At 57.4% G+C, this 22,853-nt stretch carries 19 protein-coding genes, 1 tRNA gene and 1 pseudogene; 13 read left to right on the top strand and 8 right to left on the bottom strand.

Features of this window, described 5'->3' with window-relative positions; translation table 11 throughout:
- Window positions 1-156: 156 nt before the first annotated feature.
- The 3 genes from ACVILI_RS29650 to ACVILI_RS29640 form a co-directional block, all read right to left on the bottom strand.
- A complete protein-coding gene (locus ACVILI_RS29650) occupies window positions 157-1,425 on the bottom strand; it encodes an IS256 family transposase (protein WP_457102496.1) in 1,269 nt (422 codons plus the stop codon).
- Between the two features lie 400 nt (window positions 1,426-1,825).
- Entirely contained in the window at window positions 1,826-2,017 is a 192-nt protein-coding gene (locus ACVILI_RS29645) for a hypothetical protein (RefSeq protein WP_038653297.1), read from the bottom strand.
- 1,061 nt (window positions 2,018-3,078) lie between these two features.
- Window positions 3,079-3,600 (bottom strand): hypothetical protein, encoded by a 522-nt coding sequence (locus tag ACVILI_RS29640; RefSeq protein ID WP_457102709.1) that lies wholly within the window; start codon window positions 3,598-3,600, stop codon window positions 3,079-3,081.
- An 846-nt stretch (window positions 3,601-4,446) separates the two neighbouring features.
- Between ACVILI_RS29640 and istA the strand changes: the two are divergent.
- From istA to ACVILI_RS29620, 4 genes and pseudogenes are all read left to right on the top strand, one after another.
- Window positions 4,447-5,959, top strand: a pseudogene (gene istA / locus ACVILI_RS29635) (IS21 family transposase).
- A gap of 12 nt (window positions 5,960-5,971) precedes the next feature.
- Window positions 5,972-6,727 (top strand): IS21-like element helper ATPase IstB, encoded by a 756-nt coding sequence (gene istB / locus ACVILI_RS29630; RefSeq protein WP_038646815.1) that lies wholly within the window; start codon window positions 5,972-5,974, stop codon window positions 6,725-6,727.
- A gap of 96 nt (window positions 6,728-6,823) precedes the next feature.
- Window positions 6,824-7,795, top strand: coding sequence for a hypothetical protein (locus tag ACVILI_RS29625; protein WP_457102708.1), 972 nt, complete (start codon window positions 6,824-6,826; stop codon window positions 7,793-7,795).
- Entirely contained in the window at window positions 7,782-8,750 is a 969-nt protein-coding gene (locus ACVILI_RS29620; RefSeq protein ID WP_457102707.1) for a site-specific integrase, read from the top strand. The genes ACVILI_RS29625 and ACVILI_RS29620 overlap by 14 nt, the downstream gene beginning before the upstream one ends.
- A 5-nt stretch (window positions 8,751-8,755) precedes the next feature.
- On the opposite strand, the gene ACVILI_RS29615 is transcribed toward ACVILI_RS29620, so the two are convergent.
- From ACVILI_RS29615 to ACVILI_RS29605, 3 genes are all read right to left on the bottom strand, one after another.
- On the bottom strand, window positions 8,756-10,102 hold the full coding sequence (locus tag ACVILI_RS29615) for an SIR2 family protein (RefSeq protein WP_457102706.1): 1,347 nt from the start codon (window positions 10,100-10,102) through the stop codon (window positions 8,756-8,758).
- 95 nt (window positions 10,103-10,197) lie between these two features.
- Window positions 10,198-10,644: a TIR domain-containing protein gene (locus ACVILI_RS29610; RefSeq protein WP_457102705.1), complete on the bottom strand. Its 447-nt coding sequence runs from the start codon at window positions 10,642-10,644 to the stop codon at window positions 10,198-10,200.
- A gap of 314 nt (window positions 10,645-10,958) precedes the next feature.
- Window positions 10,959-11,633, bottom strand: a complete 675-nt coding sequence (locus tag ACVILI_RS29605) for a DUF2726 domain-containing protein (protein ID WP_457102704.1) — start codon at window positions 11,631-11,633, stop codon at window positions 10,959-10,961.
- A gap of 109 nt (window positions 11,634-11,742) precedes the next feature.
- On the opposite strand from ACVILI_RS29605, the gene ACVILI_RS29600 reads away from it, so the two are divergent.
- From ACVILI_RS29600 to ACVILI_RS29585, 4 genes are all read left to right on the top strand, one after another.
- Complete coding sequence (locus ACVILI_RS29600; RefSeq protein WP_457102703.1) at window positions 11,743-12,696, top strand: hypothetical protein; 954 nt, start codon at window positions 11,743-11,745, stop codon at window positions 12,694-12,696.
- 226 nt (window positions 12,697-12,922) lie between these two features.
- Complete coding sequence (locus ACVILI_RS29595) at window positions 12,923-13,750, top strand: hypothetical protein (protein ID WP_457102702.1); 828 nt, start codon at window positions 12,923-12,925, stop codon at window positions 13,748-13,750.
- 41 nt (window positions 13,751-13,791) lie between these two features.
- Window positions 13,792-15,402, top strand: a complete 1,611-nt coding sequence (locus ACVILI_RS29590; RefSeq protein WP_457102701.1) for a hypothetical protein — start codon at window positions 13,792-13,794, stop codon at window positions 15,400-15,402.
- Window positions 15,403-15,419: 17 nt separating this feature from the next.
- The gene (locus ACVILI_RS29585; RefSeq protein ID WP_457102700.1) at window positions 15,420-16,343 is read left to right on the top strand and encodes an HNH endonuclease; all 924 of its coding nucleotides are present in this window, start codon (window positions 15,420-15,422) and stop codon (window positions 16,341-16,343) included.
- A 566-nt stretch (window positions 16,344-16,909) separates the two neighbouring features.
- On the opposite strand, the gene ACVILI_RS29580 is transcribed toward ACVILI_RS29585, so the two are convergent.
- Window positions 16,910-17,146, bottom strand: a complete 237-nt coding sequence (locus ACVILI_RS29580; protein WP_457102699.1) for a helix-turn-helix domain-containing protein — start codon at window positions 17,144-17,146, stop codon at window positions 16,910-16,912.
- 103 nt (window positions 17,147-17,249) lie between these two features.
- Between ACVILI_RS29580 and ACVILI_RS29575 the strand changes: the two genes are divergently transcribed.
- The 4 genes from ACVILI_RS29575 to ACVILI_RS29560 all read left to right on the top strand — a co-directional run bounded on the left by ACVILI_RS29575 (window position 17,250) and on the right by ACVILI_RS29560 (window position 21,417).
- The gene (locus ACVILI_RS29575; protein ID WP_457102698.1) at window positions 17,250-17,747 is read left to right on the top strand and encodes a hypothetical protein; all 498 of its coding nucleotides are present in this window, start codon (window positions 17,250-17,252) and stop codon (window positions 17,745-17,747) included.
- A 493-nt stretch (window positions 17,748-18,240) separates the two neighbouring features.
- Entirely contained in the window at window positions 18,241-18,522 is a 282-nt protein-coding gene (locus ACVILI_RS29570; RefSeq protein WP_457102697.1) for a hypothetical protein, read from the top strand.
- A 180-nt stretch (window positions 18,523-18,702) separates the two neighbouring features.
- Window positions 18,703-19,131, top strand: a complete 429-nt coding sequence (locus tag ACVILI_RS29565) for a hypothetical protein (protein WP_457102696.1) — start codon at window positions 18,703-18,705, stop codon at window positions 19,129-19,131.
- A gap of 630 nt (window positions 19,132-19,761) precedes the next feature.
- A complete protein-coding gene (locus ACVILI_RS29560) occupies window positions 19,762-21,417 on the top strand; it encodes a recombinase family protein (RefSeq protein ID WP_457102695.1) in 1,656 nt (551 codons plus the stop codon).
- Here ACVILI_RS29560 and ACVILI_RS29555 read toward each other — a convergent pair.
- Window positions 21,396-21,472 (bottom strand) — tRNA-Met (locus ACVILI_RS29555). The two genes, ACVILI_RS29560 and ACVILI_RS29555, sit on opposite strands and share 22 nt — an antisense overlap.
- 241 nt (window positions 21,473-21,713) lie before the next feature.
- Here ACVILI_RS29555 and ACVILI_RS29550 point away from each other — a divergent pair.
- A complete protein-coding gene (locus tag ACVILI_RS29550) occupies window positions 21,714-22,673 on the top strand; it encodes a Gfo/Idh/MocA family protein (protein WP_019860760.1) in 960 nt (319 codons plus the stop codon).
- Window positions 22,674-22,853: the final 180 nt, after the last annotated feature.

Raw genomic sequence — 22,853 nt, 5'->3', positions numbered from 1 at the left:
ACTCAAAGGCCGCAGGCCGTGATCGTCGGCAACGGCCCAGCGCCTGGGGTTGCTAGGGGGACTGGCAGCGGAAGGCCGCTGGGCCTGACCGACAGGGGCCTTGAGGACGGGCGGCGCCGGCTGGGAGCTATGCTGGAATTTGGGTGACGAGGCTGATCAAGCGGCGCTCTGCGGCTTCAATTCGATGACCTCGATTCCATCTTGGAATCTGGCACCTGCGATGAGTTTCGGCAACTGATTTTGTCCTTTCAATCGTCGCCATGTCCTGGCGGCGGCCATGACCAGTTTGAAGACCATCAGCCTTGCGGTCTTCGATGATAGGGAGCCTTTCGTGCGCACCGTGCGATGGCGAACGGTGGCAAAAACGCTCTCGATGGGATTCGATGTCCGCAGATGATCCCAATGTTCGGCGGGGAAATCGTAGAACGCCAGCAAGGCATTCTGATCTTTGGTCAGGCAGTCGACCGCCTTGCCGTATTTCGCATCATATTTCTCGACAAAGACGGCAATCGCCGTCTCGGCTGAGGCTCGGTTCGGGGCGGAAAAGATTTCGCGCAGATCTGTCTTCATGCCGGCCTGCATTGAGTTCGGCACCTTGTTGAGCACGTTGGCTGTCTTGTGCACCCAGCACCGCTGGTGCTTGGTGCCGGGAAGGACCTCATCGAGCGCGCTCCAGAAGCCAAGCGCGCCGTCGCCGACGGCAAGATCGGGCGCGATTTGCAGGCCACGACGCTTCACGTCGACCAGCAGCTCGCGCCAGCTCTGCGCACTCTCACGAATCCCTGTCTGGAAGCCGACGAGTTCTTTTTTGCCCTCAGGCGTGGCGCCGATCAGCACCAGCATGCATTCGGCATGGTCTTCCATGCGCGCCTGGAGATAGACCCCGTCCGCCCACACATAGACATAATGGCGCGCCGAAAGATCGCGCTTTTGCCAACGCTCGTATTCGGTGGTCCACTCTGCCGTCAGCCGCGTGATCACCGAGGGTGAGAGGTTCGCTGCCTCCTTGCCGAGCAGGGCTGCCAGAGCTTCCTGAAAGTCGCCCGTCGAAACGCCGCGCAGGTAAAGAACGGGAAGCAGCGCGTCCAGACTTCGCGTCCGACGCGCCCATTTGGGTAGGATCGATGAGGAAAACCGGACCCGGTCCGCTTCGCCGGTCGCGCCGCGGTCCCGGACCTTCACCCGGCTGACGGGCACCGGCCCGATCCCCGTCTGGATGCTCCGCTCCGGGCCGCGACCGTGCCGGACCAGCCGCTCACGTCCGTCCGGCAGCTTCAGATCCCGCATCTCGGCAAGAAACGCTTCGGCCTCCATCTCGATCGCCTGCGCCAGCAATTTGCGCGCGCCGGTGCGGAGCACATCCGTCAGGGGATCATCGATCTCGTCGGGCTGACGAAGGCGAACAATGTTGATAGTCTCGTTCATGGCGTATCGCTCTCCTTGAGAGGTTCTGGCAGGCTTCAATCACCCGCCTCGATACGCCGCCCTTCTCAAACCGTCATCACCCATTTTCCGCCATAGCTCGCCGGCTGGCGGGAATATGCACTCCTATTGATATCCGCGAAACATGCGAATGAAGGAAGTCAAAGCCGGCTGAAGGCCGTGCGACATGTCACCGGCAAGGAAGTCGAGTTTATCGGATGAAGCGCCCCGCGGCCGGTACAGCCTCCTACTGCTGGGTAGCCCAACAGGCTTAGTTGCAAATTTGCTAATATACGGACAAACTCATTGGAGCGGGGAGGAACCCGAAAACTCACCGCAATGGCCGGTGCGGCGTCCGTCGCGCCCCAAAGCCCACCCGCACCGGCCATTCCCCACGGTTAGCCTACAGCCGATCGAAATCAGCGAGCCCGAGACGTCTTCGCTGACCCTCTGCATATGCCAGGGCAAACGACTCCTGTTCGAATGCTCGGGTTAGTTCTTCGTCGCCATCGACCACACGGACGAACCACTCCCCGCAGGCTTCGATCACTTCAACGCAAGGATTGACCTCGCTGTCACGCGCCACGCTATCCATCGCAAGCTCCTTAGAAAGCAATGGTGAACGTCGATTTTATAACGGTCGTCCGAATCCGTTTTCAATATCAAATGTGTATCGGGACATTCGTTGTCTCTAGGAATTTATCCGCGCGGCAGGACGGTGCCCTCCATCCTCAGCCGAAGATCAGGCCCCCCGATCGGCACGCACGCCTCTGTCTGAGAGCGCGGGCTTTAAACCGCCTCTTCAGCGACATCAGGAGGCGTTGGCTCCGGACGCGACTTGAAATCATCCACCCGGATGCAGTTGAGGGGATCCAGGTAGCTGATTCTTATTTGAAGAATTTGGTAGCGGGAGACCGTTCTCTCCGCTAACAACACTTCCTTCAATCCGTTTCGACCTGTGGGCGGTTGCATAGCCTTGCTACGTGAGCGCTCACGATTTCGAGGTGCTCGTCGGACCATTTCGCCCATCCTGTAAATCTCGGAGGCGCTAGGCTCGGTATGACAATCACCGTCATGGTGCCGACCGCGAGTGTGACCAGCTCGCTTGGGTGTTGTGGTGGCTTCGGTAAGCTACATTTCAAAACTCGCGCTAGTTGCTTCGCGGTTCCGCTCCCGTGCGCGATTAGAATTTGTGGCCGGATCAGGCGGAGCAGCGTTTCGAAAATCTCTTGTCCTAGTTTGGCCCCCCGAGCATGGATGGGGTTTTTCAGTGCAGCACTGGTTGGAGTGGAGTAGCAGGTCACATTTGTTTCGAGCACGTCCGTAACACCATTCTTGGCGAGCAACTGCACGAGACGATCTGTGTTGCGTCGCGTGGGCGTAGGGCTTCCGGTCAGGCGATCATAAAGCCCCCTGCATGTTTCAGAACCGCGATTGAAAAGTGTGTCTATGTAGTGGTCGAGTGACCCAACATGCTCCGCCCTGTAGCCTGTGTGTTGGTTTCTGCCGACGGTGAAAACAGTTGCCGAGCTGGGAGAAGAGAGAGATGTCATCCAAGGGCGTAGATACCAACCGTCGAGAGGACCTGTTAGCCTCCTTATAGCGTCCTCCAACTGATCTGGGGTTGCGACCACCGCTCACCTACTGGCTTCGTTGCTAAGCTGGCCACCGATCCAGCGGTTTCCATCCAAGTTCAGCTTCAATCTGTCTTCGGTAAGCCGTATCGATCTGCCTTGGAGCAAGTCGAATGTATCTCTCGGCGTTGTCGCGCGTGGCCCCTTTTAGTTCGCGCAGGTGGGCCAGTACATCGTCGATTGTGGGCACCTTCCCCTCTCTGCCTTCGAACTTGGGTGGCAGGGCGGTCCAGATGGCGCTTTGCACCCCATGGGCTTGCGCCCACTCTGCGATCTGAGGGATAGCAGGAGGCGACAGTTCTCCTACGGTCCAATGAGCTATGTGTTCACTCCGGCTGCCCTCTCGTCTGCGCAGGGCTGTTTTGGCCGCTTCTAGATCAGGAGTATCCATCACTGCCCAAAGAGTACGAACCGGGGTAGCGTTGTCGTCGATCACCAACGTGATCCGGTCGTCGTTGGACTGCCGCGTGAACTCGATCTTGATGAATGGGCCATCCCCAAACCACTGCCGTTGGATGGGCAGCTCTCTTGGGTCCCAGATCAATGACCCCCATCCTAGACAAGCGATTGCCATAGAGTTCCTCCCCGAGTTTCTCTAGCCATCCCGAGAGCTAACGTGCTGGACTTCATACAACAAGAAACCTGTCGAAGGGATAGGTGGCGATCTCTTTAGCGGGACATGAAAGGACGTTCCAAAGAGACCGACCATCAAGGTCGCCGTCAGCGTCCGAGTGATCGTCAAAAGCATATGCAAGACAAGCGTTTGTACGCAGTCGGAACCAAGAAAAGTTGATGTCTCGCCAAGTGGCAATGCCGGGTCGAACCCTTCTTGGGACAGGGTGCAGGTCCCCGAGCTGTCCCTCGTCAAAGTTGTGATGTCCCTGATTGACAGCAGCACATCGCAAAACGAAAAAGAAGCCGCAAATTTACGGTCGATTTAGTTCGCATGCTTGGCATTGGTCTGACATGCCTTGATAGCGGGGCATTGGTTTTGGCCTCCCTCGAAATGGGAGATCAGAACATGCAATTCCAGCCTTTACCTCATAGCTCTAACCCGACCTTGCAAGCGCTCGCGACGACAGGGACAGCCCCTCCCTGTGAGCCTTTACCCATTTCGCCGTGGGTTGCCATGTCTACGATGCAAAAGGGCATCCGCCGGGGCGATATCGATCTTGCAACCCGCGCCGCCGCTACCTGCGGATTCCGACGTGAAGCCGGCCGCCATTCCGATCAAACACCGGCCACCATTCCGGTATGAAGCCGGCCACCATTCCAACCAAAGACCGGCCGGTTTTCGGCACTGAAGATTACCTCCTGGGTCAGCAACTTTGGCATCAATTACCTCGCGATGAACGAGGACATTTTGATGCCGGCAAAGAGAAGGCTGACCATGAGACAGTTGAGACAAATGCTTCGGCTTGCCGGAAGCGGGACCAGCTCCCGCGAGATTGCGGTCGTGCTGGGAATAGCACGCAGTACGGTGCAGGATAATCTGCGGCGCGCAGCGGGCAATCGGGTTGAGCTGGCCCCTGCCAGGCGAGCTGACCGATGACGCGCTTGAGAACAAACTCTTCGCTCGCAATGGCGTCAAGCAGGGCACGCGGCGGCGCACAGAGCCGAACTGGGCCCATCTTGCCGTCGAGCTCAAGAAGCCGGGCGTCACGCTCCTCATCTTGTGGGAGGAGTATCGAGGAAGTCATCCCGACGGATATGGCTACAGCCGGTTCTGCGAGCTCTTTCGCAGCTTCGAACAGCGGCTTTCGCCGACGATGCGCCAGGAACACGCCGCCGGCGACAAGGTCTTCGTCGACTATTCCGGCAAGAAGATCCCGATCGTTGATCGAGACACCGGCGAGATCCGTGAGGCGGAGATCTTCGTGGCAGTGCTGGGTGCGTCCAGCTTGACCTATGCCGAAGCGACCTGGACCCAGACACTGCCGGATTGGATTGGTTCACACGTCAGGATGTTTCGTTTCTTTGATGGCGTTCCCCGCCTGATCGTCCCCGACAATCTGAAGTCGGGCGTCAGCCGCGCCAGCTTCTACGATCCCGAGATCAATCGCAGCTACGGCATGATGGCATCCCATTATGGCGTCGGCGTTCTTCCGGCACGGCCGCGACGGCCGAAGGACAAATCGAAAGTCGAGAACGGCGTGCGTTTCGCCCAGTCATGCATTCTGGGGCGGCTGCGCAACCAGACCTTCTTCTCGCTGGCCGAGGCCAATGCCGCAATTCGCCAGGCACTCAATCGCATCAATGATCACGTCATGCGTCGGCTGGGCGTCAGTCGCCGGCAACTGTTTGAGAGCGTCGAGCGTGCTGCGCTGGCAAGCCTTCCGAGCGAAGACTACGAATTCGCCGAGTGGCGTTTGGCCCGCGTCTCGACGGATTACCACGTCGAGTTCAAGACCTTCTTCTATTCCGTACCGCACAACCTCATTCGTCAGCAAGTCGATCTGAGGGCAACGGCACGCACCATCGAGATCTTCCACCGCGGCAAGCGCATTGCCGTCCATCAGCGCCGCTATGGCGGCCCTCGTCATGGGACGGATCCGGATCATATGCCCAGCTCCCACCGGCGATATGCCGAGTGGACGCCGGATCGTTTCCGTCGCTGGGCCGCATCCGTCGGGCCCGAGACGGAAGGCTTGGTTGTCGCAATCCTCGCCAGCCGCCCACATCCTGAACAAGGCTTTCGAACATGCCTGGGTGTCCTTCGCCTGTTTCGCGATGTCACACGCGATCGCGCCGAAGCCGTCTCAGCCCGCGCTGTCGAGATCGGTGGGCTGAACTGCAAGAGCATCGCCTCGCTCATCGCCAATCACAAGGCCGCAAGGCATTCCACCGAACCGACCGCCATCGTCGATCACGCCAATCTGCGTGGCCCTGATTACTTCCATTGAGGAGACATACCAATGCTCATCCATCCGACCATCAACATGCTGCGCGAACTCGGCCTTCATGGCATGGCCACTGCCTTCCAGGAACTCGACGCACAATCCGAAGCACGCGGCCTCGAGCATGGCGAATGGCTTGCCATGCTGCTCGAGCGCGAGGCTACCATGCGCCGCCAGAAGCGTTTCGAAGCCCGCGCCAGAGCTGCAAAACTTCGCCATGACGCACAGATCGAGAATGCCGACTTTCGTGCCGCACGCGGTCTTGATCGCAATCTGTTCATGGCGCTCGCCGGCTGCGACTGGATCAGAAAGCATCACAGTCTTCTCATCACCGGGCCGGCCGGCGTCGGCAAGAGCTGGCTGGCCTGTGCGCTTGGCCACAAAGCTTGCCGAGAGGATTTCTCCGTCGCCTATCACCGCGTTCCCCGGCTGTTTGCAACGCTTGCCCTCGCGAGAGGCGACGGACGTTATGGCCGGATCCTCAAGCAACTCGCCAAAACCGACCTTCTCATTCTCGATGACTGGGGACCGGAAAAACTCAATGATGACCAGCGGCGTGATGTGCTTGAGATCATTGAAGACCGCTACGAACGCCGATCGACAATCGTCACCAGTCAGCTGCCCCTGGATCGCTGGTACGAGATCATTGCAAACCCAACCCTGGCCGATGCCATCCTGGACCGCCTCGTTCACAACGCCTATCGCATCGATCTCACCGGTGAAAGCATGCGAAAACAGCGCTCGCCGAGAGCGTCCGAAACAGCGCACGCTTGACCTGAAACGAAACCCAATCCAAACATCAACGAGACCCAGGATCAGTCCGAAAAATGGCCGGCTTCAAATCGGAACACCGGCCGGAATGAAATCGGAATGACTGGCCGGCTTCAAATCGGAATCGATGGCCGGCTTCGTCGGAATACGCACGCTACCCTCTTGAAGGCCGATCCGACGAAGCTCTGGCGTCGTCTCTTGGGGATTGTGTTCGAGGATGTGGGTCTGGCGTCTGTCGAGACGATCCACCTCGTCATAACGGCAACCTCTGGAAAGACAGTTCGCCAGCAGTTTGGCGGCGGGGAATGGGCTGTAGCGTCGCTGTTGGTAAAACAAATGTGCGAGGCAAGGAAATGCAGAGCCGCCGATGATCTCCTGATAGCCATCTCCCATCACCATGAGCTGGAAGCTCTCCGGGACGATCTGACGCGTGAAACTGTCACGGAGCATCTTTCCCGCGTCGAAGGCCGTGGAGCGCTTCTTGGGGCTTCCTTGGCGGCATTACACGGCAGTGGCGTCCGGTGGAATGGACAAGTCGCCGGAAAGGCAACCGACGCTAAGGCGGTGTTCGCCGCGCTGCGGTCCGCTGGGATAGACCATGACGACATTGCACTGCTGGCCGAGCAGGGGTTTCGCAGGACCAGAGAAGCGTTGCCGGTGCTCCTGCCGCTCCTGACCCGCGCCCTTCCGTCTGGCGATCTTCCTGCCGCAGATGACGACCTCCCTCCAGTTGTGATCGGGCGCAACGGGATACCTACCTATTGCCTCGATAGCTTTTCTTGGGAAGGCAAGTCGGCGCTTGCCCGGTTCCTCCGCCGTGACACAGCGAGCAGCCGCTGGCTTCGCAGGCACGTCCCCGCTGAGCGCCGCGTGGCGGTTTTGCATGGCGCGATCTTTCGTGTTGACGGCGGACTGGTTCGACAGCGCATCCAGTGGCCATGCGCCGCCACGCTAAGGCGGCTGGCTGACCATGGCTACCACGGCATGACGCTACCCGACCCGGCTGCGTTTCTCGACATGGTTCGCGCCGACCTTTCCACTCTTGACGAGGTCCGTCATGATGTTCGTTGAGCGCCACACTGACGCCGGAAACCTCACGCGTGTCCCGATGAGCCAAAACGCGTTGCCGGACGTGCTGCCTGCCGATGTGCAGCGCCTGGTCACCGCATCGCTGGCCGATGCGACGAAGAGGGCCTATCGGCTGGACATCGCTCATTTCGAGGCAACTGGCAGGCGGTTCCCCGCGACCCCGGAAACGGTAGCGGCATATCTGGCCGAGGGTGCACAGACGTATGCTGTGGCGACCTTGCAGCGGCGGCTGGCCTCGATCAGCAAAGCCCATCGTGCGATCAGTGCAGAGGACCCGACCAAGAGCGAGTTGGTGCGCGCGACATTGCGCGGCGTCCGCCGAACCCTCGGTGTCAAGCAACGGCAGGCGCAGGCCCTTCTCACGGACGATTTGTTCGCCATCCTCGACCGCCTCGGAGACCGCACAAAGGATGTCAGGGACCGCGCCATGCTGTTGTTGGGTTGGGCCTGCGCCCTGCGCCGCTCCGAATTGGTTGCGCTGGATGTGGAGGACATCGCCTTCACGAGCCAAGGCGCGTTGGTGATGATCCGCAAGAGCAAGACCGACCAAGAAGGTATCGGGCGTGAAATTGCTATGCCGTTCGGGCGCACGCGCCATTGTCCTATCACTGCCCTGAAACGCTGGCTGGAGGTCGCGGGCATCGAGACCGGCCCGATCTTCCTCAGCATGGACAAGCACGGCCGTATTCTCTGCGAGCGCATATCCGGGGAGGCTTTCAGCGATGTCGTCAAGGCCCGGGTTGGAGCCGCCGGGTTTGATCCCGCTGCCTTCTCCGCTCACTCCCTGCGCAGCGGCTTCGCGACCTCTGCAGCGATGGCAGGCGCGACAAGCTATAAGATCAGGCAAGTGACGGGGCACCGCAGCGAGGCCGGTCTTGCGCCCTACCTGCGTACCGTCGATTTGTTTGAGGACAGCGCAGCGGCTCGACTGATATAAAGGAACTACCCCTTAATTGGCCCGACGCGTTTAAGGATTTCACTGACGATGCGCGCCAGCTCTTTCGGACTGGCTGTCGGCTCCGAAAGTGCGGCAAGCTCTTGATCAGTGGGCCGAATAGCATGTGCACCCTTGGCGACAAGTGTTGAGCCAAGAAGTCCTGCTGAAATTTGAGCAGCCGCGCCTCCGGTGGCTCCGACCGGGAGCAAGAAGCATCCCGCGTTTTCGGCGAGCTTAGCTTCTTCCAGAACACCATCTGCTACGCCGTCCGGCTTTTGACCTCCTACAAAGACCACGGCACCGGACAGGCGAGAAAGTTCCTGTCTCAAACTGGTCCACTGGTCGTTGTCGGCCTTTGCCTTGCCGAACGGTTGGGGAAACGGCCTGGCGATCAGCCGTCTCTCAACATCCCAAGTTCCCGCTTCTCTCATCTGATCTAGAAAACCTGCGATTGATGCCGGTCCCACAAGAAAACCTGACCCGCTGACCAGCGTCCGCCCTAGCTTTGCGATTTCACGCCCGATCCTGCTCGCAGTCTCGTATGAGCGCGCTGCCTCTGTGCCAGCGTCATTTAGCGGCCAGCTTCCGCTGACCCATACTCGGTGGGCGGCCACCTCACGTTCAATGTCTTGGAGCAAATCTGGCACTTCGTCATAGCTGTCGATTTCGACCGCCACTAATCCGTATCGCCTCAGGTCCTTGGCCCAAAGCCTGTGTTGCGCGAGCCGTGCGGCGTGTTCCGCTTCGGTATCGAAGTCTTCTCTTTGTGGCGGCCTCACAATCGCGAAATGCTCGGGTGGGGCTTCTGTGAAGCTCTCCCGCATTAACGACAGCACGTGACGGATGTTAGGGTCTGTTAGGCTCAAACCAACGAAAAGCATCGACATGCTCGTCAGGTGAGCCTGTAGAAGCGGCAGGAACGCGCCACGACGCTTTCGGAAGAGTTCGTAGTCGTCTGTCGAAATAACTACGTCGTCCAGACGATCAATCGAGCCGTGCATCTTGTAGAGGCGTGTTGCCCCCGGCGTAATCCTGAGAGCTAAGTCACTGGCAGCAGAAACGACGTCCAGGGGACGCCGAATTGATGCGAATGCTCGCTCAATAAGCCTATCGTAATTTGTTGTCCAAATATGCCGCGTGGGTAGACGCGCAATAGTTTCCAAAACTGATGGGACCGGATGGTCAACGCCAATTTGCTCCTTAATCACGGAACGAACCCGTGTTGCGCCGCCGCTCTCTTGGATACTCCATTGAGCAAGCGCCGAAAGATCATGCACGTCTGTGGAACGCACCCCTAGCTCATCCCCAATTTCACGCAACAGTGTTGCCCAAGAGGGGTAGCCTGCACCCATAGAGACGCCTGCGCCGATGAAGACACAGCCCGCATCGTCTATGAGTGCTGAGGGAAACTCTCTTAGGAGCCGCCTCTTGGCGCTGACGGCCATCTCTATCGGCCAGCAGCGCGAGCTGCCTGCTCGATCCAAGCGCCAAGACTTGCGTGATCTCGATAGTCGTAAACAAGCGCCCCCGCACTCGCCAGAAGTGGCGGTACCGTGCCGCGCACATCGGTCAGTCCCTGGCGGTCCTTCAAGCCGTGTATGTGAACGCCCAGTATGCCGTTGCGTCGTGCAAGGGACTGCCTGATTTCATAGTTGATGAACTTGCGGCCTGCGGTTGCGCCGCCGATGCAGATGACGGTGACGCTGGTGTTCTCCAGTGCATTGTCGATCATCCGCTGGATAGCGGCGTCCCCCTTCTTTTTTGCTTCCTCCCAGAGCGACGCGTCGTGGAAGCCAGCAGCGGCGCTGCCAACTACTTCGCCGATGTTTCGTATTTGATTCACACGCCAAACGTCGCGTTGGTAGTGAAAACTAAAAAAGACCCGTCTCGCCATTTTCTACCCCTGTCTTGCGAACGTATAATTTTGCTTGCAATCATTGTCTCGTACAACCCTGCCGGTTCGTCTTCCCCAAGGTTTTCAACCGGGATAATCTCAATTATCGAGAGCCATTTTTGAGCATCGGCAGGTGTATAGCGTGGCGGATTTTGGAAGCCTCAGGCGATGCCCTTATTGATCCCGTGGTCAGTAGCCGGGGAAATTTTTAGGAATTGGTCGCTGGCCCAAAGATGGGCAGCTACAGCCCCGATTTGCTAATAGTGGCAGAGGCCGCCTACTGCTGGCTTGTGAAATCAATTTCACAGATCGCCTCAGGCGGTTGGTTCGCTCGTAGGCGGCACGGGGCCTCGCACGAGTTTCTCGACCAAGCGCCTAAGTTCGGAAGGTGTTGTGTGACCGCCTACGATCTCATGATAACTTATGCCAGCCCGCCGCAGCGCCTCCTTTTTAACGGCGTCCCGCGCTGCTGCGGTACCCTGATGATGCGCATGACCTTGGTATTCGAGGGCATGTCTAGGCAGACAGTTCTCGTCCACAAGCAGAAGGTCCACCCGTTTCGAGTTGATGCAGCTGTAGGCGTCGGCGTTGGCGCTGCGCAAAATTTCGCCCAGTGATACTTGGGCCATCACCTGCCACCCCGGATTGCAGCTGATCACCATGCGATCAAGTTCCTTGAAGACGCGCACCTCGCTCCTGTTGAGGAGCGGTTGAATAGTGAAGTTCGCACCCATGACGATCCGCAACTGATCAGCAGGGTCAGTTAATTTCGGTGGCGGGGAAACTGGCTTCGGGGCGGTCCACAAGCCGCTAAGGATATCGCCCTCACTGCGCTCTTTCGCCCAGCGCCAGCGGTTCTTTTGCCTCCATGCCTGCCTCCGCTTTCTCGAAAGGAAGCGCTCCAAGGCCATACCAGCGAAGACGCCAGCCAGCAGAATGCTAAATGGCGGAAAGATTTGCTGCGCTTGCTCGCTAAATTCGGGTGACATGCAAGTAAGATACCTCGTTGGCATCGAACCTGACTATAACAGTAAAGAGACCCACCGTCAGCAATGCCAGTTTTGCTATCAGTGTGCCGAACAGCAGGAGCACCTCGCCGTGGAAAACAGAACTCCTTTGCACATAGGCTTTCGGGAGCAATATCGAGCAAATCGTTACGCCCGTCACTTGTCGCGAGACGAACTAGGCACCCGTTTTCGTGACATTATGCGCAATCTCCTGATGGTTACGCCAAATGCCAAGATCGGCGTACACCCGGTGGACGAGCAACACGGCCCGATGTGGGAAAAATTCACGCACGTGGCCGAAGAAATTCAGCTTAGATATGGGCCTTGGCCCGCAGGCATGGGACGGGATATTCTGCGGCGCGACCAATTACCTAGCTATGCGTCCAATCTGGCCAAACAAGCTGTCGAACGCATCTCGGTACTGGGCCTCCGGCGGGGCGACGTATTCATCAAACTGGGTAAGCGCGTCCACATGGAGCAGCTGTACCGTCGCGGCCAACTACGCATCCAGCCTGCCAGCTTCTTTTCCGAACCGAGCCACAATCAGGCAATCCGCGACGACGAGCTTTCCCTGTCCTTTTCCGTAGCGATTGTGCACGATGACAATGGAAAGCTCGTTCCGTACTCGCCGCGAGCCGATGGCGCTATCGAGCACCGCCTTGATGTCAGGTTCGATGCGCAATCAGACTACTACCTCTACTGCATCACCTCCTCAATTGAACCGCGATTGGTGGTAGACTTCAATGCGGAAGCATGTGTCGTCATCCGCAACAGGGATGCTTTTCGCGACCGCCTGAGGCGGGCAATGGTTGCTTATGATCCAAAGCTGGAAATGCAGGAAGGGCCTGCGATCTACGTCGATCCCCTTGCTCCTACCTCAGCGCGCCCGTTTGTTCCGCTCAGCAAATACTTTGGCTATGCCTATCACGATGAATATCGCTTTTGCTGGCTCCCTCAGTTCCGTGTGTCCCGGCTGAGCCACATCGACCTGGAGATTGGCAGCCTTGAGGACATTTCGGAATTGATCTTTATGGAGACGGAATAGCTCTTTCGGGCATGACAGGTCCTAAGACGAAGCGCTGGCGGATTTTGAAGGCTCGTGGCGATGCCGTGTCGATCCTTGGGCAGGTAGCTGACCCGGCAGTAACAAATTGTCCTTGGACCAGAGCCAAGCCGTCTACGGCACTCCCTCCAAACGGCCCCGCAGACGTGGTTATGGCGAAATCGCCATTTCGACTATACGATAGGTGATGTGTGCAGGGTGGGTGGCGATGGCTGCAAATGGCTTCTGGAAGTTCAGCTCTGAGAATTGGGAACGCATCGTCTTCTCTGTAGTAGGCCTTATCCTAATCGCCTACTCGCTGCGCCTGGTGTACGCCGATCAAATAGCAAACGGCGGCATCGTCTTTGGCCTAGGATTTTTGAGCTTCATTTACGCGAATGTTTCCCGCTTCAAGCGGTTCAAGGGGTTGGGCTTCGAGGCTGAGCTTTGGGAGGACAAGCAGAAAGAGGCGGCTGACCTAATCGAACGGCTTAAGAACGTCGTTGCCATTTACACACGAGAAGTGATCCTCGGCAGAGTAAAGGCAGGTCGCATGGCTAATGGCGTCGATTGGAGATCACATTGGCAGCTGTATGATGATCTTGTTACTCAGCATAGTGTCCTCGGCCAGAAGATCGACTTCTCCGGCGTGAAAAAGGTAATGGACGACTATTTCCTGTTCGACATGTCCATGCCTCTCGTCAACCACATTCGCAAGCAGGTGGACGGTGGGAGAGCGAAGGCCATGCGCAAGATTGACGAGGAGTTTGGTAGCCCTGTGAAGGATGTGGAAGGCTATAATAAGAGGATAGCTGCCTATCATGAAATTGTGGGAAAGATAGACGACCCGTTCAAAATCTCTGCAAGCAGCAATCTCGGAGGTCATCTGCTCACGATCTGGCACGATGCAAAGGCTCGATTAGGGCGCGAATTCGATGTGGAGATCGAGCTTGAACCCGATAAGCTGGGGCGCTTGCAAAGGATTTCGGCCCTCTATGAGAGCCGACCAGTGGAGATCACCGACGAACTGATTGGTTGGACCGCCCTGCGAGATTAGCGGGGCGTAGCACCACAGCGTATGAATACGGCCAGAATGAAATGACCCAGAGACTGACTTCTGAAGAGCTAGGGCGTCATGGTGAAAATCTCTTCCCGCCTCTGTGCCCAGGGCTGGCAGTTAATAAGGCCCATCAAGACCTTACCGGCTGGGACTATCGTGTAGAACTCACAAACAAGTATCTCGACACCTCAACCTACGCCGATAAGAGGCCTCCCCTCCCTGCGTTCAATTTTCAAATCAAATCGATGTGGGCACCCGCCAAAAAGTTCTCAGCCCCGCTTGTGTCAATGGAGCGGCTGGCAAAGGCGACCGACCCGTCGTTCGTATTCGTGATGCGATTTAATCCCGATCTCTCCATTCGCGACACATTTGTGGTGCATCTCGCAGGTGCCCCGCTAGATCATGTCCTGAAAAGGTTGACGAAGGAAGGTAGCAGCGGACGGCCCGTTACCAACAAGCAGACGATCACGTTTACGAAGAACGCCGATTGGCAGTCCGTCCCGTATGAACCCAACACCGATAAACTGCTACAATGCATTCAAAGAATGTGCCGCGAATATGCTGTAAGTCATGACTACTACGAGACTAAGCGTCTACAACGTGAAACGTCGGGTTATGATGGAAGGCGCATTTCTCTAAAGATATCTATCCAGGCCAAGACGGAAGAGGAGATGGTCGAGGGTTTCCTTGGCCTCAGGCCGCTTCGGGTAACCAAATTTGCGAGTTTTGAAAAGCGGTTCGGTATCGAGAGGCCGCACCATTTTCAGTTCTCTGGGATCGGTGAGATGTCAATCATGCCGACGGGCAAGCCGGATTGCAAAATCATCTTTCGTCGCGGCAGAAATGGCTTTCCAGTCGTGAGGTTCGGAACCGCAGTTGCTCCTCCATTCTTACCCTCTGCGCCTCAAAAGATGCGGTTTGTCATCTCGTCACCGCCGGTCTCGCTTGACGTTAATTTTGCTGGCACCTTTACACTAACGGTCGCAGATTTGCAGGCCGAGAAGAGGCCGGTAGGTTGGTGGATAGAGGTCTATCAAATTCTCAATATGATGGCATCCGAGGAGTTCTTCCTCGAATTGTATTCGCCGGATGGCAAGAAGGTATTCAACTCCAATCTGGGTACCGGTGCCCAAATTGATCGGGACGATGCCAAGCACTTTGCAGCAGTTTTGCGGGCGCTGGAGGGAATAGAGCGTATCACTGAGAGGATCGGCGTTACCAACTCCCAGCTTAGCCTTGGGGACATAGAGGCGGCTGATATAGGCGTGCAGGCGGTACTGTCGCTGGTCGATGAGATCGGAAAGCCCTTCCACGCCCGGCTCGACGCCAAGAAGGCGTCCGTCGAGGAACTGATTGGGGTGCCTCAACCGGGCATCATGGTTCAGGCCATCCAGGTCGGTGACACAAGCATCATGTACTGTGCAGTCGCTGAGATGACTTTGACCCATGAGGAGCCGGACGAAACCGTACTGCGCGCCGTCACCACCCAAAATGGCTATCTCGAAGCGGGCAACAGCATGACTTTGAGTGAGTTCGCCCAGCAATGCAGCAAGGAAGTTACCCCGGTCTATCGGATCATCGGTGGAGATCAAGCAACTCAAGGGCCTGTGGCCGAACCCTCGACCCTAAGTGCGCGACAGGCATCGTGACCTGAATTGGGATTTTTATGGGCATCAAGCTTGTGGTCGCAGTGACAGATGGTGACTGGTTCAACCAGTTGCGCCGTCAGCCACAACTGATGGAAGTGAATTTCTGGTCGCCGTCGCCGAAGTCCTTCCGCGCTTTGGAACCCGGCGAGCTATTCTTGTTCAAGCTCCACGCCCCAATCAACATGATTGTCGGCGGCGGCGTCTTTGCCTCATCGACGATCATGCCTTTGTCCCTTGCATGGGAAGCATTCGGGATCGCGAACGGCGTCACTAGCCTCACAGAGATGCGGTCTCGCATCTTGCGATACCGCAAGGTCGATCCCGCGACAGCAGGACCGATAGAGATCGGATGCCGCATCCTTACGCAGCCCTTCTTCCTACCTGAAAGTCAGTGGTTTTCACCACCAGCATCGTGGTCACCGAACATCGTTAGCCTTCGTGGCTACGATACCGCGGACCCAGAAGGGAAAGCGCTGTGGGAGGCCGTACAAGCCGCTATGGCCCCTTCGGTTGGTCCACATTCGCTCGCGGAGGAGCAGGCACGTTACGGGGAACCGACGTTGATCCGTCCGCGTCTCGGTCAGGGGGCCTTTCGGTTAGTCGTCACCGATCTCTATGGTAGGCGCTGCGCGATCACTAAGGAGCGCACCTTACCGGCCTTGGAAGCCGCCCATATACGGCCATACGCAGACGGCGGAGAGCACTCCCCAACCAACGGCATCCTGATGCGGCGGGACATCCACAGTCTCTTTGACCAAGGCTACGTGACCGTGACGCCCGATCATCGTTTTAAGGTCAGCAGCCGCATCCGGGAAGAGTTCGAGAACGGGCGGCACTACTACGAACTGGATGGTTCAGCTATCACGCTGCCAGCGATCCAGAATGCGAAACCGGATGTGGAAGCGCTGAGGTGGCACAATGAGGTCCGGTATCTTGGCTAGACGTCGCCGGATTCTTCGACGGGTTTTCTGTTGCCTTGCTAAGCAACGGACGAATAGCTCGGGGCCTGCGAACCGTTTGTCTCCGGTTGCCCGAGGGGCGTTTTCGAAGAAACGCCTTGCCGCCATGTGCGCAAGCGCGGCGGTTGTCATTGTCCTGCTTGCAAGTCCGAAAGCTATTGCGAAAGAATGCCCTCCCGGACACGCTGCAAACGAGCAAGAGGACTGGAAGTGGCTTGCGAATAACGCGCGTCGGAACGCCGACTGGTATGTTGTGGACCGGGGTTCGCCCGAGCTTGTGCCAGCACTAGGCGTCGTTTCTGTTGTTTATCAGAATGGTGGAGAATACGAGGGTCAATACCTAGTAATTATTAGGGAGGCACCCAAAGCCAAAACCCTGTTTATCGTTCTTAGGCCACGCTTTGATTTTTGCGGCGACATATCGTCACTTGACGATGGGAGGCCCGATCTATTCGAGGTGATGTTCGCCAATATCGATGGTCGAAAGTTCTGATTGGCATTGGCTCGACGCGGGCGTGGGCCGCGCGGCTCAGACGCAGATTTTGAGACTACAAGGCTTCAAGGTCTCGCAAAATCTCGTGCGGGTCGAAGCCGATGATTTTTGCCAAAGTAAGAAATTCAACAACGTCAAGTCGCCGTTCACCGTTCTCGATATTCGCGATGAATGGCTGGTGACGGCCTAGCTTCTCGGCCACATCTGCCTGCGTCAACCCAGCCGCCTTCCGCTTCTCGGCGAGCAATTCCGCCAGCCTCCGATGACGTACTGAATGCAGAGTTTTGGCCATCCGCCCGTCGAGCAATTGCGCTTCGACACGCGGTTAATTCGGATTTCAGATTATCCAAAAATCAGATATCTTAGGAGTTGGGGATCAAGTTAGGGGTGGAAAGATGCAATCGTTCCCTCGCGCTTTTGGAAAGGTTCTTCTGATAGGGGCAATTGGCTCTGCCGGACCGATATCCTTTGCAGCGGTCAATTTCATCGCGAAGCTATTGCCCACTAGCCAACCCGTTTCGGACACTGGCATCGCGTCTGCTTCAACCGATGCTTCAGTTCCCGCTTCAGGAACGACCGATCCGGTTTCGGTAGACGAACCCGCCCCTCCAAAACCCGCTCCTCCACGCCCATCCAATCCGTTCGCGAAGGTTGCTAAGGAAGACGCTCCGGGATGCGTATTGCCGGGCGACGTTGATAAGTTCGATAGCCTAAGATGGGCCAATCGCGACGATCTGGCGGTCAAGCTCGATTGCGTCATCATCCCGCAAGGCACAGAAGTCATACCCCTCGCCAGTTTTGCGAACCTACAGCAAGTTATCTGGGAAAAGGATGGAAAGACCATCGAGCTTTGGTCTCGCAAGTACAACTTCAAATACAACTTCAAAAAATGAGTGGGCTTAAACGTGCAACGATCACGCAAGCGCGCGCGCCTTGAATGCGCACCCGCATATTGGAGCCTGTGAAATCAATTTCACTTCAGACTGAAGCAGGCGGTTCGATACCAAGCGTGGCGGTGACGCGGGTGGCGAACCTTTCAAACATCATGGCGCGTTCGTTCAACATCCCGCCATGCTCGTACGGGTCCGCATACGGCTATAGGTAAGTTCCATCCGGGGTTGGTGGTCTTCCATTCTCTCACGTGTCCCATGGTCTCAGGCCGATTTGACTTAGCGGGTGATCTGAATATCGTCTTTGGACGCAAGATCATGGACGTAGCTCAACAGCAACACGATCTTCCGAACGCCGCCCGATTTGAAGCAATGGGTGGTTGGTCCGGCAGAACGAACGGACGATCCATTACGGCCCGCACTTATCCAAACACTGAAAGGCGCGAGGCTGGTCGAAAAGTGCAGCCAACAATGTTCAAGCAAGGGAGGCGTGGGAATGAAAATTTTAACAGAGCGGCCAGCGTGGGACTACCCCGAGCTATGGGCGTCAGTTGTCAACGGTGCACCGATCAGCGAAAACACCATCCGTCGCCGAGCCGCAAAGCTGGGATTTCGCGTAAAAAAGTCCCGTCGCGCGAACCTCACGCCCCTAGATCAGGGCGGATACATGCTGAAGAACCATAAGACCAATGCCATCGTGATTGGGCCTCGGTTTGATGCCGATCTGGCGGACATTTTGATCTACCTGCGGGATGCGAATGACGATGGGGAACCTTAATATCGTCGTACGTGGCCGAGGTTCAGAATGAGGGCACTAAATGATGTCGGGGTCGATTTGACTTCCCGGCCATTCTGAGTAGCGTTTAGTCATGCCCACATCACGGAGGATAAGTGGCAGCTTGTGCTGTTGAGCCTCCGCAACCTCCTCAGCACCTGTTTGGTAGCGAGGACAACCATGATGAAAAAGAACAAGTCAACGTTTGGAGTGCCTGGGATGCTTGCGCAACTCCGAAATTCTGTCGATGGCCAATTGCCTGCTGCGCTTTTGCTTTACCGGGTGGTTTACCGTTGGGCCAATGTCGCCAACAAGCTTGAGCGATTGGGGCGTGAATGGATCGCAATGTCCCGCGAGAACTGGGCGCGAGAGGCCGGGTTATCCGTTAGCGAGATGAAGAACAGGGCGCTACCACATCTGCGCAAATATCAATTCATCAAAATCCGAGCGATGAAGCTTGGCGACGTAAAGCTGCTCTGGATCAGTCTCGATGTTGATGAGCTGGAGAAATGCCAAACACCGTGGGATATGTATGAGCCTCAGCTCAATGGAGCTAAAATTATTGGCGCGAAGAAGGTGCCTGCCTATCCATACAAGAAGAAACCGAAGTGAGGTGTGAACGTCGATTTCGGGGGAGAGTAGACGAATTGCATTCGTCTCGCCACAAGCCGATGTCGGGACCGTCTCGATGGGTTGACAATCTTCTTCTGAGAAGAGTGCAACATATCAGAGTGGAACGAGATGATCTCCCACTGTGGAGGTCTGTCAAACGACCTCTACAGTCTCTCCCGAAAACTTCGTATTTCGGGAAAGTTGGGTGCTCCGCTTCGCTCCGTAAAAGGAAATCGGGAGAAGGAAGAAAGTCATGAAACACATTCCCGGATAAAGAAAAAGCGCCGCGAGTTTGACTTCCAGGCTCGTGAGTGCTGGCATTGAACCGCTTGTGGAGTAAGTGCTCGACCGTCAATTGCGGTGAGCCGTCGGACCGGGAGGACACCCGGCAAGCACCTAGCAACTGCATGCTCGCATGCATCTTTAGGTGAGCCGACAAGTGCCCCTTATTCTCAACAAGCGACGGAAGGCGATCGGCCAACCGGATTTCCAATTTGCGGGCCGTGGCCCCGACAAGGTGGTGCATCTTCCGAATACTAGGCCAATGCTGGACCCGCTGGACCACCTGATAGTTTTCCTGGCCAAGCGATTGGCAGCAGAGGATCACAGGATTGCACAAGGGAAGGACCAATGATGCGAGCGGTGATCTATAGTCGCTATAGCACTGATTTGCAGAATGACCGCTCGATTGAGGATCAGGTCGCACTTTGCACGGACTATGCGGATCGCCATGGCTACCAGATCGTTGGCCGCTATGAGGATCGTGCTGTGTCCGGCGCTTCTTTGCACGGTCGAAAGGTCTTTGACCTGCTCGCGGGTGCGGAACAACGACAGTTCGATGTCGTCCTGACCGAGGCTTTTGATAGACTGGCACGCGATACAGCTGACAGTCTTTTCATACTCAAGCGCCTCGAATTTCTCGGGGTAAAGCTTGTGTCGGTGAACCAAGGTCAGGCGGAGACCGTCAATCTGGTGATCCACGGGTTGATGGGTCAACTCCAGCGGGAGGAAGGAGCGAGAAAGGTTCGCCGAGGCATGGCTGGGGTCGTGCGGGAAGGGCGAAACCCCGGTGGCCGACCCTATGCCTACCGCCCGGTTGTCGGGCAGGTGGGACGTTTGGAAATCGTGGAGGAGGAAGCCGCTGTCGTTCGTCGCATCTACGCCGAGTTCCTTGCCGGGAAATCCTCCCGGACCATTGCGCACGGCCTCAACCGCGACAGCGTGCCGCCGCCGCGCCGCAGCCTGTGGAATGCGTCCACTATTCACGGCAACGCCAAGCGCGGCATCGGTATCTTGAACAACACCATCTATGACGGTCGCCTGACATGGAACAAGCTCAGGATGGAAAAGAACCCTGACACGGGCAAGCGTGTATCACGTGAGAACCCATCTGATCAGCGCCAAGAGGTTGAGGTCGCTGAACTCCGCATTCTGGATGCGGGCGTATTTGAAGCGGCCAGAGCGCGCCGCGAGGCTACAAGGAAGCCGCGACCCGAGATGCACCGCCGACCCAAGCGACTGTTGTCGGGCCTGCTTCGCTGCGGCGTCTGCGGGTCAGGTATGTCCACCGCAGGAAAGGACAAGTCCTCTCGTGTTCGTATTCGTTGCTCCGCGCACAGGGAGAGCGGCAACTGCCCCGATGCCAAGACCTGCTATCTCGACAGCGTAGAAGAGTTGGTAGTGAGTGCCCTGATTGACGAGCTTCGGGAGCCTCGGAAGGTCACTCTCTTCATTGAGACCTATGTGGCCGAACGCAAGCGTCTGGTCGCCTCATCACAGCGCAACCGTTCCGTGCTGGGAGCCAAGCTCGCACGGGTTCAGCGGGAAACCGACCGCTTGGTAGACTTCGTAGCGAAGGGCCTCTTTTCAGAGGAGGAGGTTCAGAAACAGCTTCCCGCGCTACGGGCAGAGAAACAGCTTTTGCAGCAGGAACTGGAGAGCGTTCCACACGAGGTCGAGACAGTCGTTCTACATCAACGGGCGTTGTCCCAGTTTGATGTGAAGCTCGCTCGCCTGCGGAACGAACTCCAGCGAGGGATCGACGACGGCAACAGCGAGGGAGCAGCCGCTATCCGGGAACTTGTGGATAGCGTCACAGTGTACCCAAACCGAAAGGGCGGCGTGAGCGTCAGTATTCGGGGGAAACTGGATGCTTTGGTGGGAGCAAGAGGCTTCGGAAACCTCGGTGTTGTTAATGGTGGTAGCGGAGGACCGTTCTCTCCGCTTTCATCATTTAGCACCGTCCCATCTGTCGGGGGGAACGGTGGTAGCGGGAGAGGGACTTGAACCCCCGACCCCAGGATTATGATTCCCGTGCTCTAACCAACTGAGCTACCCCGCCAGGGCGGCGAAAGGCCCGAAATCCGCCTTAAATCGAAAGGCATTTCGAGGCGTTCGCCAAGGTCGCGCGGATATAAGGTTGGGAGGGCGAGCCTGTCAAGCTTCGAAGCATTCCATATCGCCGCATATTCTCATTGCCGAAAAAAGCTTTGCCGCATGGACATTTGGTTGCAACCGCCGGGGTTGAGTTCGAAGGGGCACGTCGCTATGTCTCGGCCACGAGTTTTTAGAGTTTGAAACAGATGAAGCCGCGCATTGCAGTCCTCGGTTGCGGATACTGGGGCAGCAACCATATCCGCACCCTCAAGGCGCTTGGCGCGCTGCACGCGGTTTCCGACGCCAACCGGGCGCGTGCCGAAGGCTTTGCCAGCGAACAGGATTGCCTGGCGATCGAGCCGGACCAGCTGTTCGGCCGGGACGACATCGACGCCATCGTCATGGCCTTGCCGCCACAATATCATGCCGACCTCTCCGTGCGCGCCGTCGAGAGCGGCAAGGACGTGCTGGTGGAAAAGCCGATCGCACTGACCGTGCCGGATGCCGAGCGCTCGGTGCAGGCGGCCAAGGACAATGGCCGCGTCTTCATGGTCGGCCATGTCCTGCGTTTTCATCCCGCCTTCGAGACGCTGAAGGGGCTGATCGACAATGGCGAGCTTGGCGAGGTCCGCTACATCCACTCGCACCGGCTTGGCCTTGGCAAGTTCCATACCGAGAATGATGCGCTGTGGGACCTGGCGCCGCACGATCTGTCGATGATCCTGGCCATCACCGGTACCGAGCCGATCGAGGTGCGCGGCGAGGGTGCGGCACTCCTCGACAATCTCAGCGACTTCGCGCATCTGCACATGCGCTTTCCCAACGGCCTGCGCAGCCATCTTTTCACGTCGCGGCTCAACCCCTATCGCGAAAGGCGGCTGACCGTGGTCGGCACCAAGGCGATGGCGGTGTTCGACGATGTCGAGCCGTGGGAGCGCAAGCTTGCCGTCTACCGACATGCGGTCTGGCAGGACAGCGGCCAATGGGCCTTCACCACGAACGAGCCGTCCTATGTCGCGGTTGCGCAAGGCATGCCGCTGACGCGCGAGCTTGAGCATTTCATCCACTGCATCGAGACACGGGCCGAGCCGCGCACCAGCGGCGAGGAAGCAATCAGGGTGCTGCGCATCCTGACGGCGGGGACGGTCACCCACACCAAGTCCTGAGACCGTTTGGAGATTCTACTCTGGCGGCCATCTGATGGCGTTTTCTGCGCTTCCCCGTTCTACTGCGTGCAGTAGACCTGAGCTCACGGACGCGAATGTCCGCTGCGCTCCGGTTCTCGAAACCACCACCATATGACTCGCCAGAGCGAATTTCGAAACGGTCTCTGAGCTCGACTTTGT

Source organism: Mesorhizobium sp. USDA 4775 (assembly GCF_054062655.1).
The sequence above is the reverse complement of the archived record's forward strand: the minus strand, read 5'-3'. Positions and strand labels throughout refer to the sequence as shown.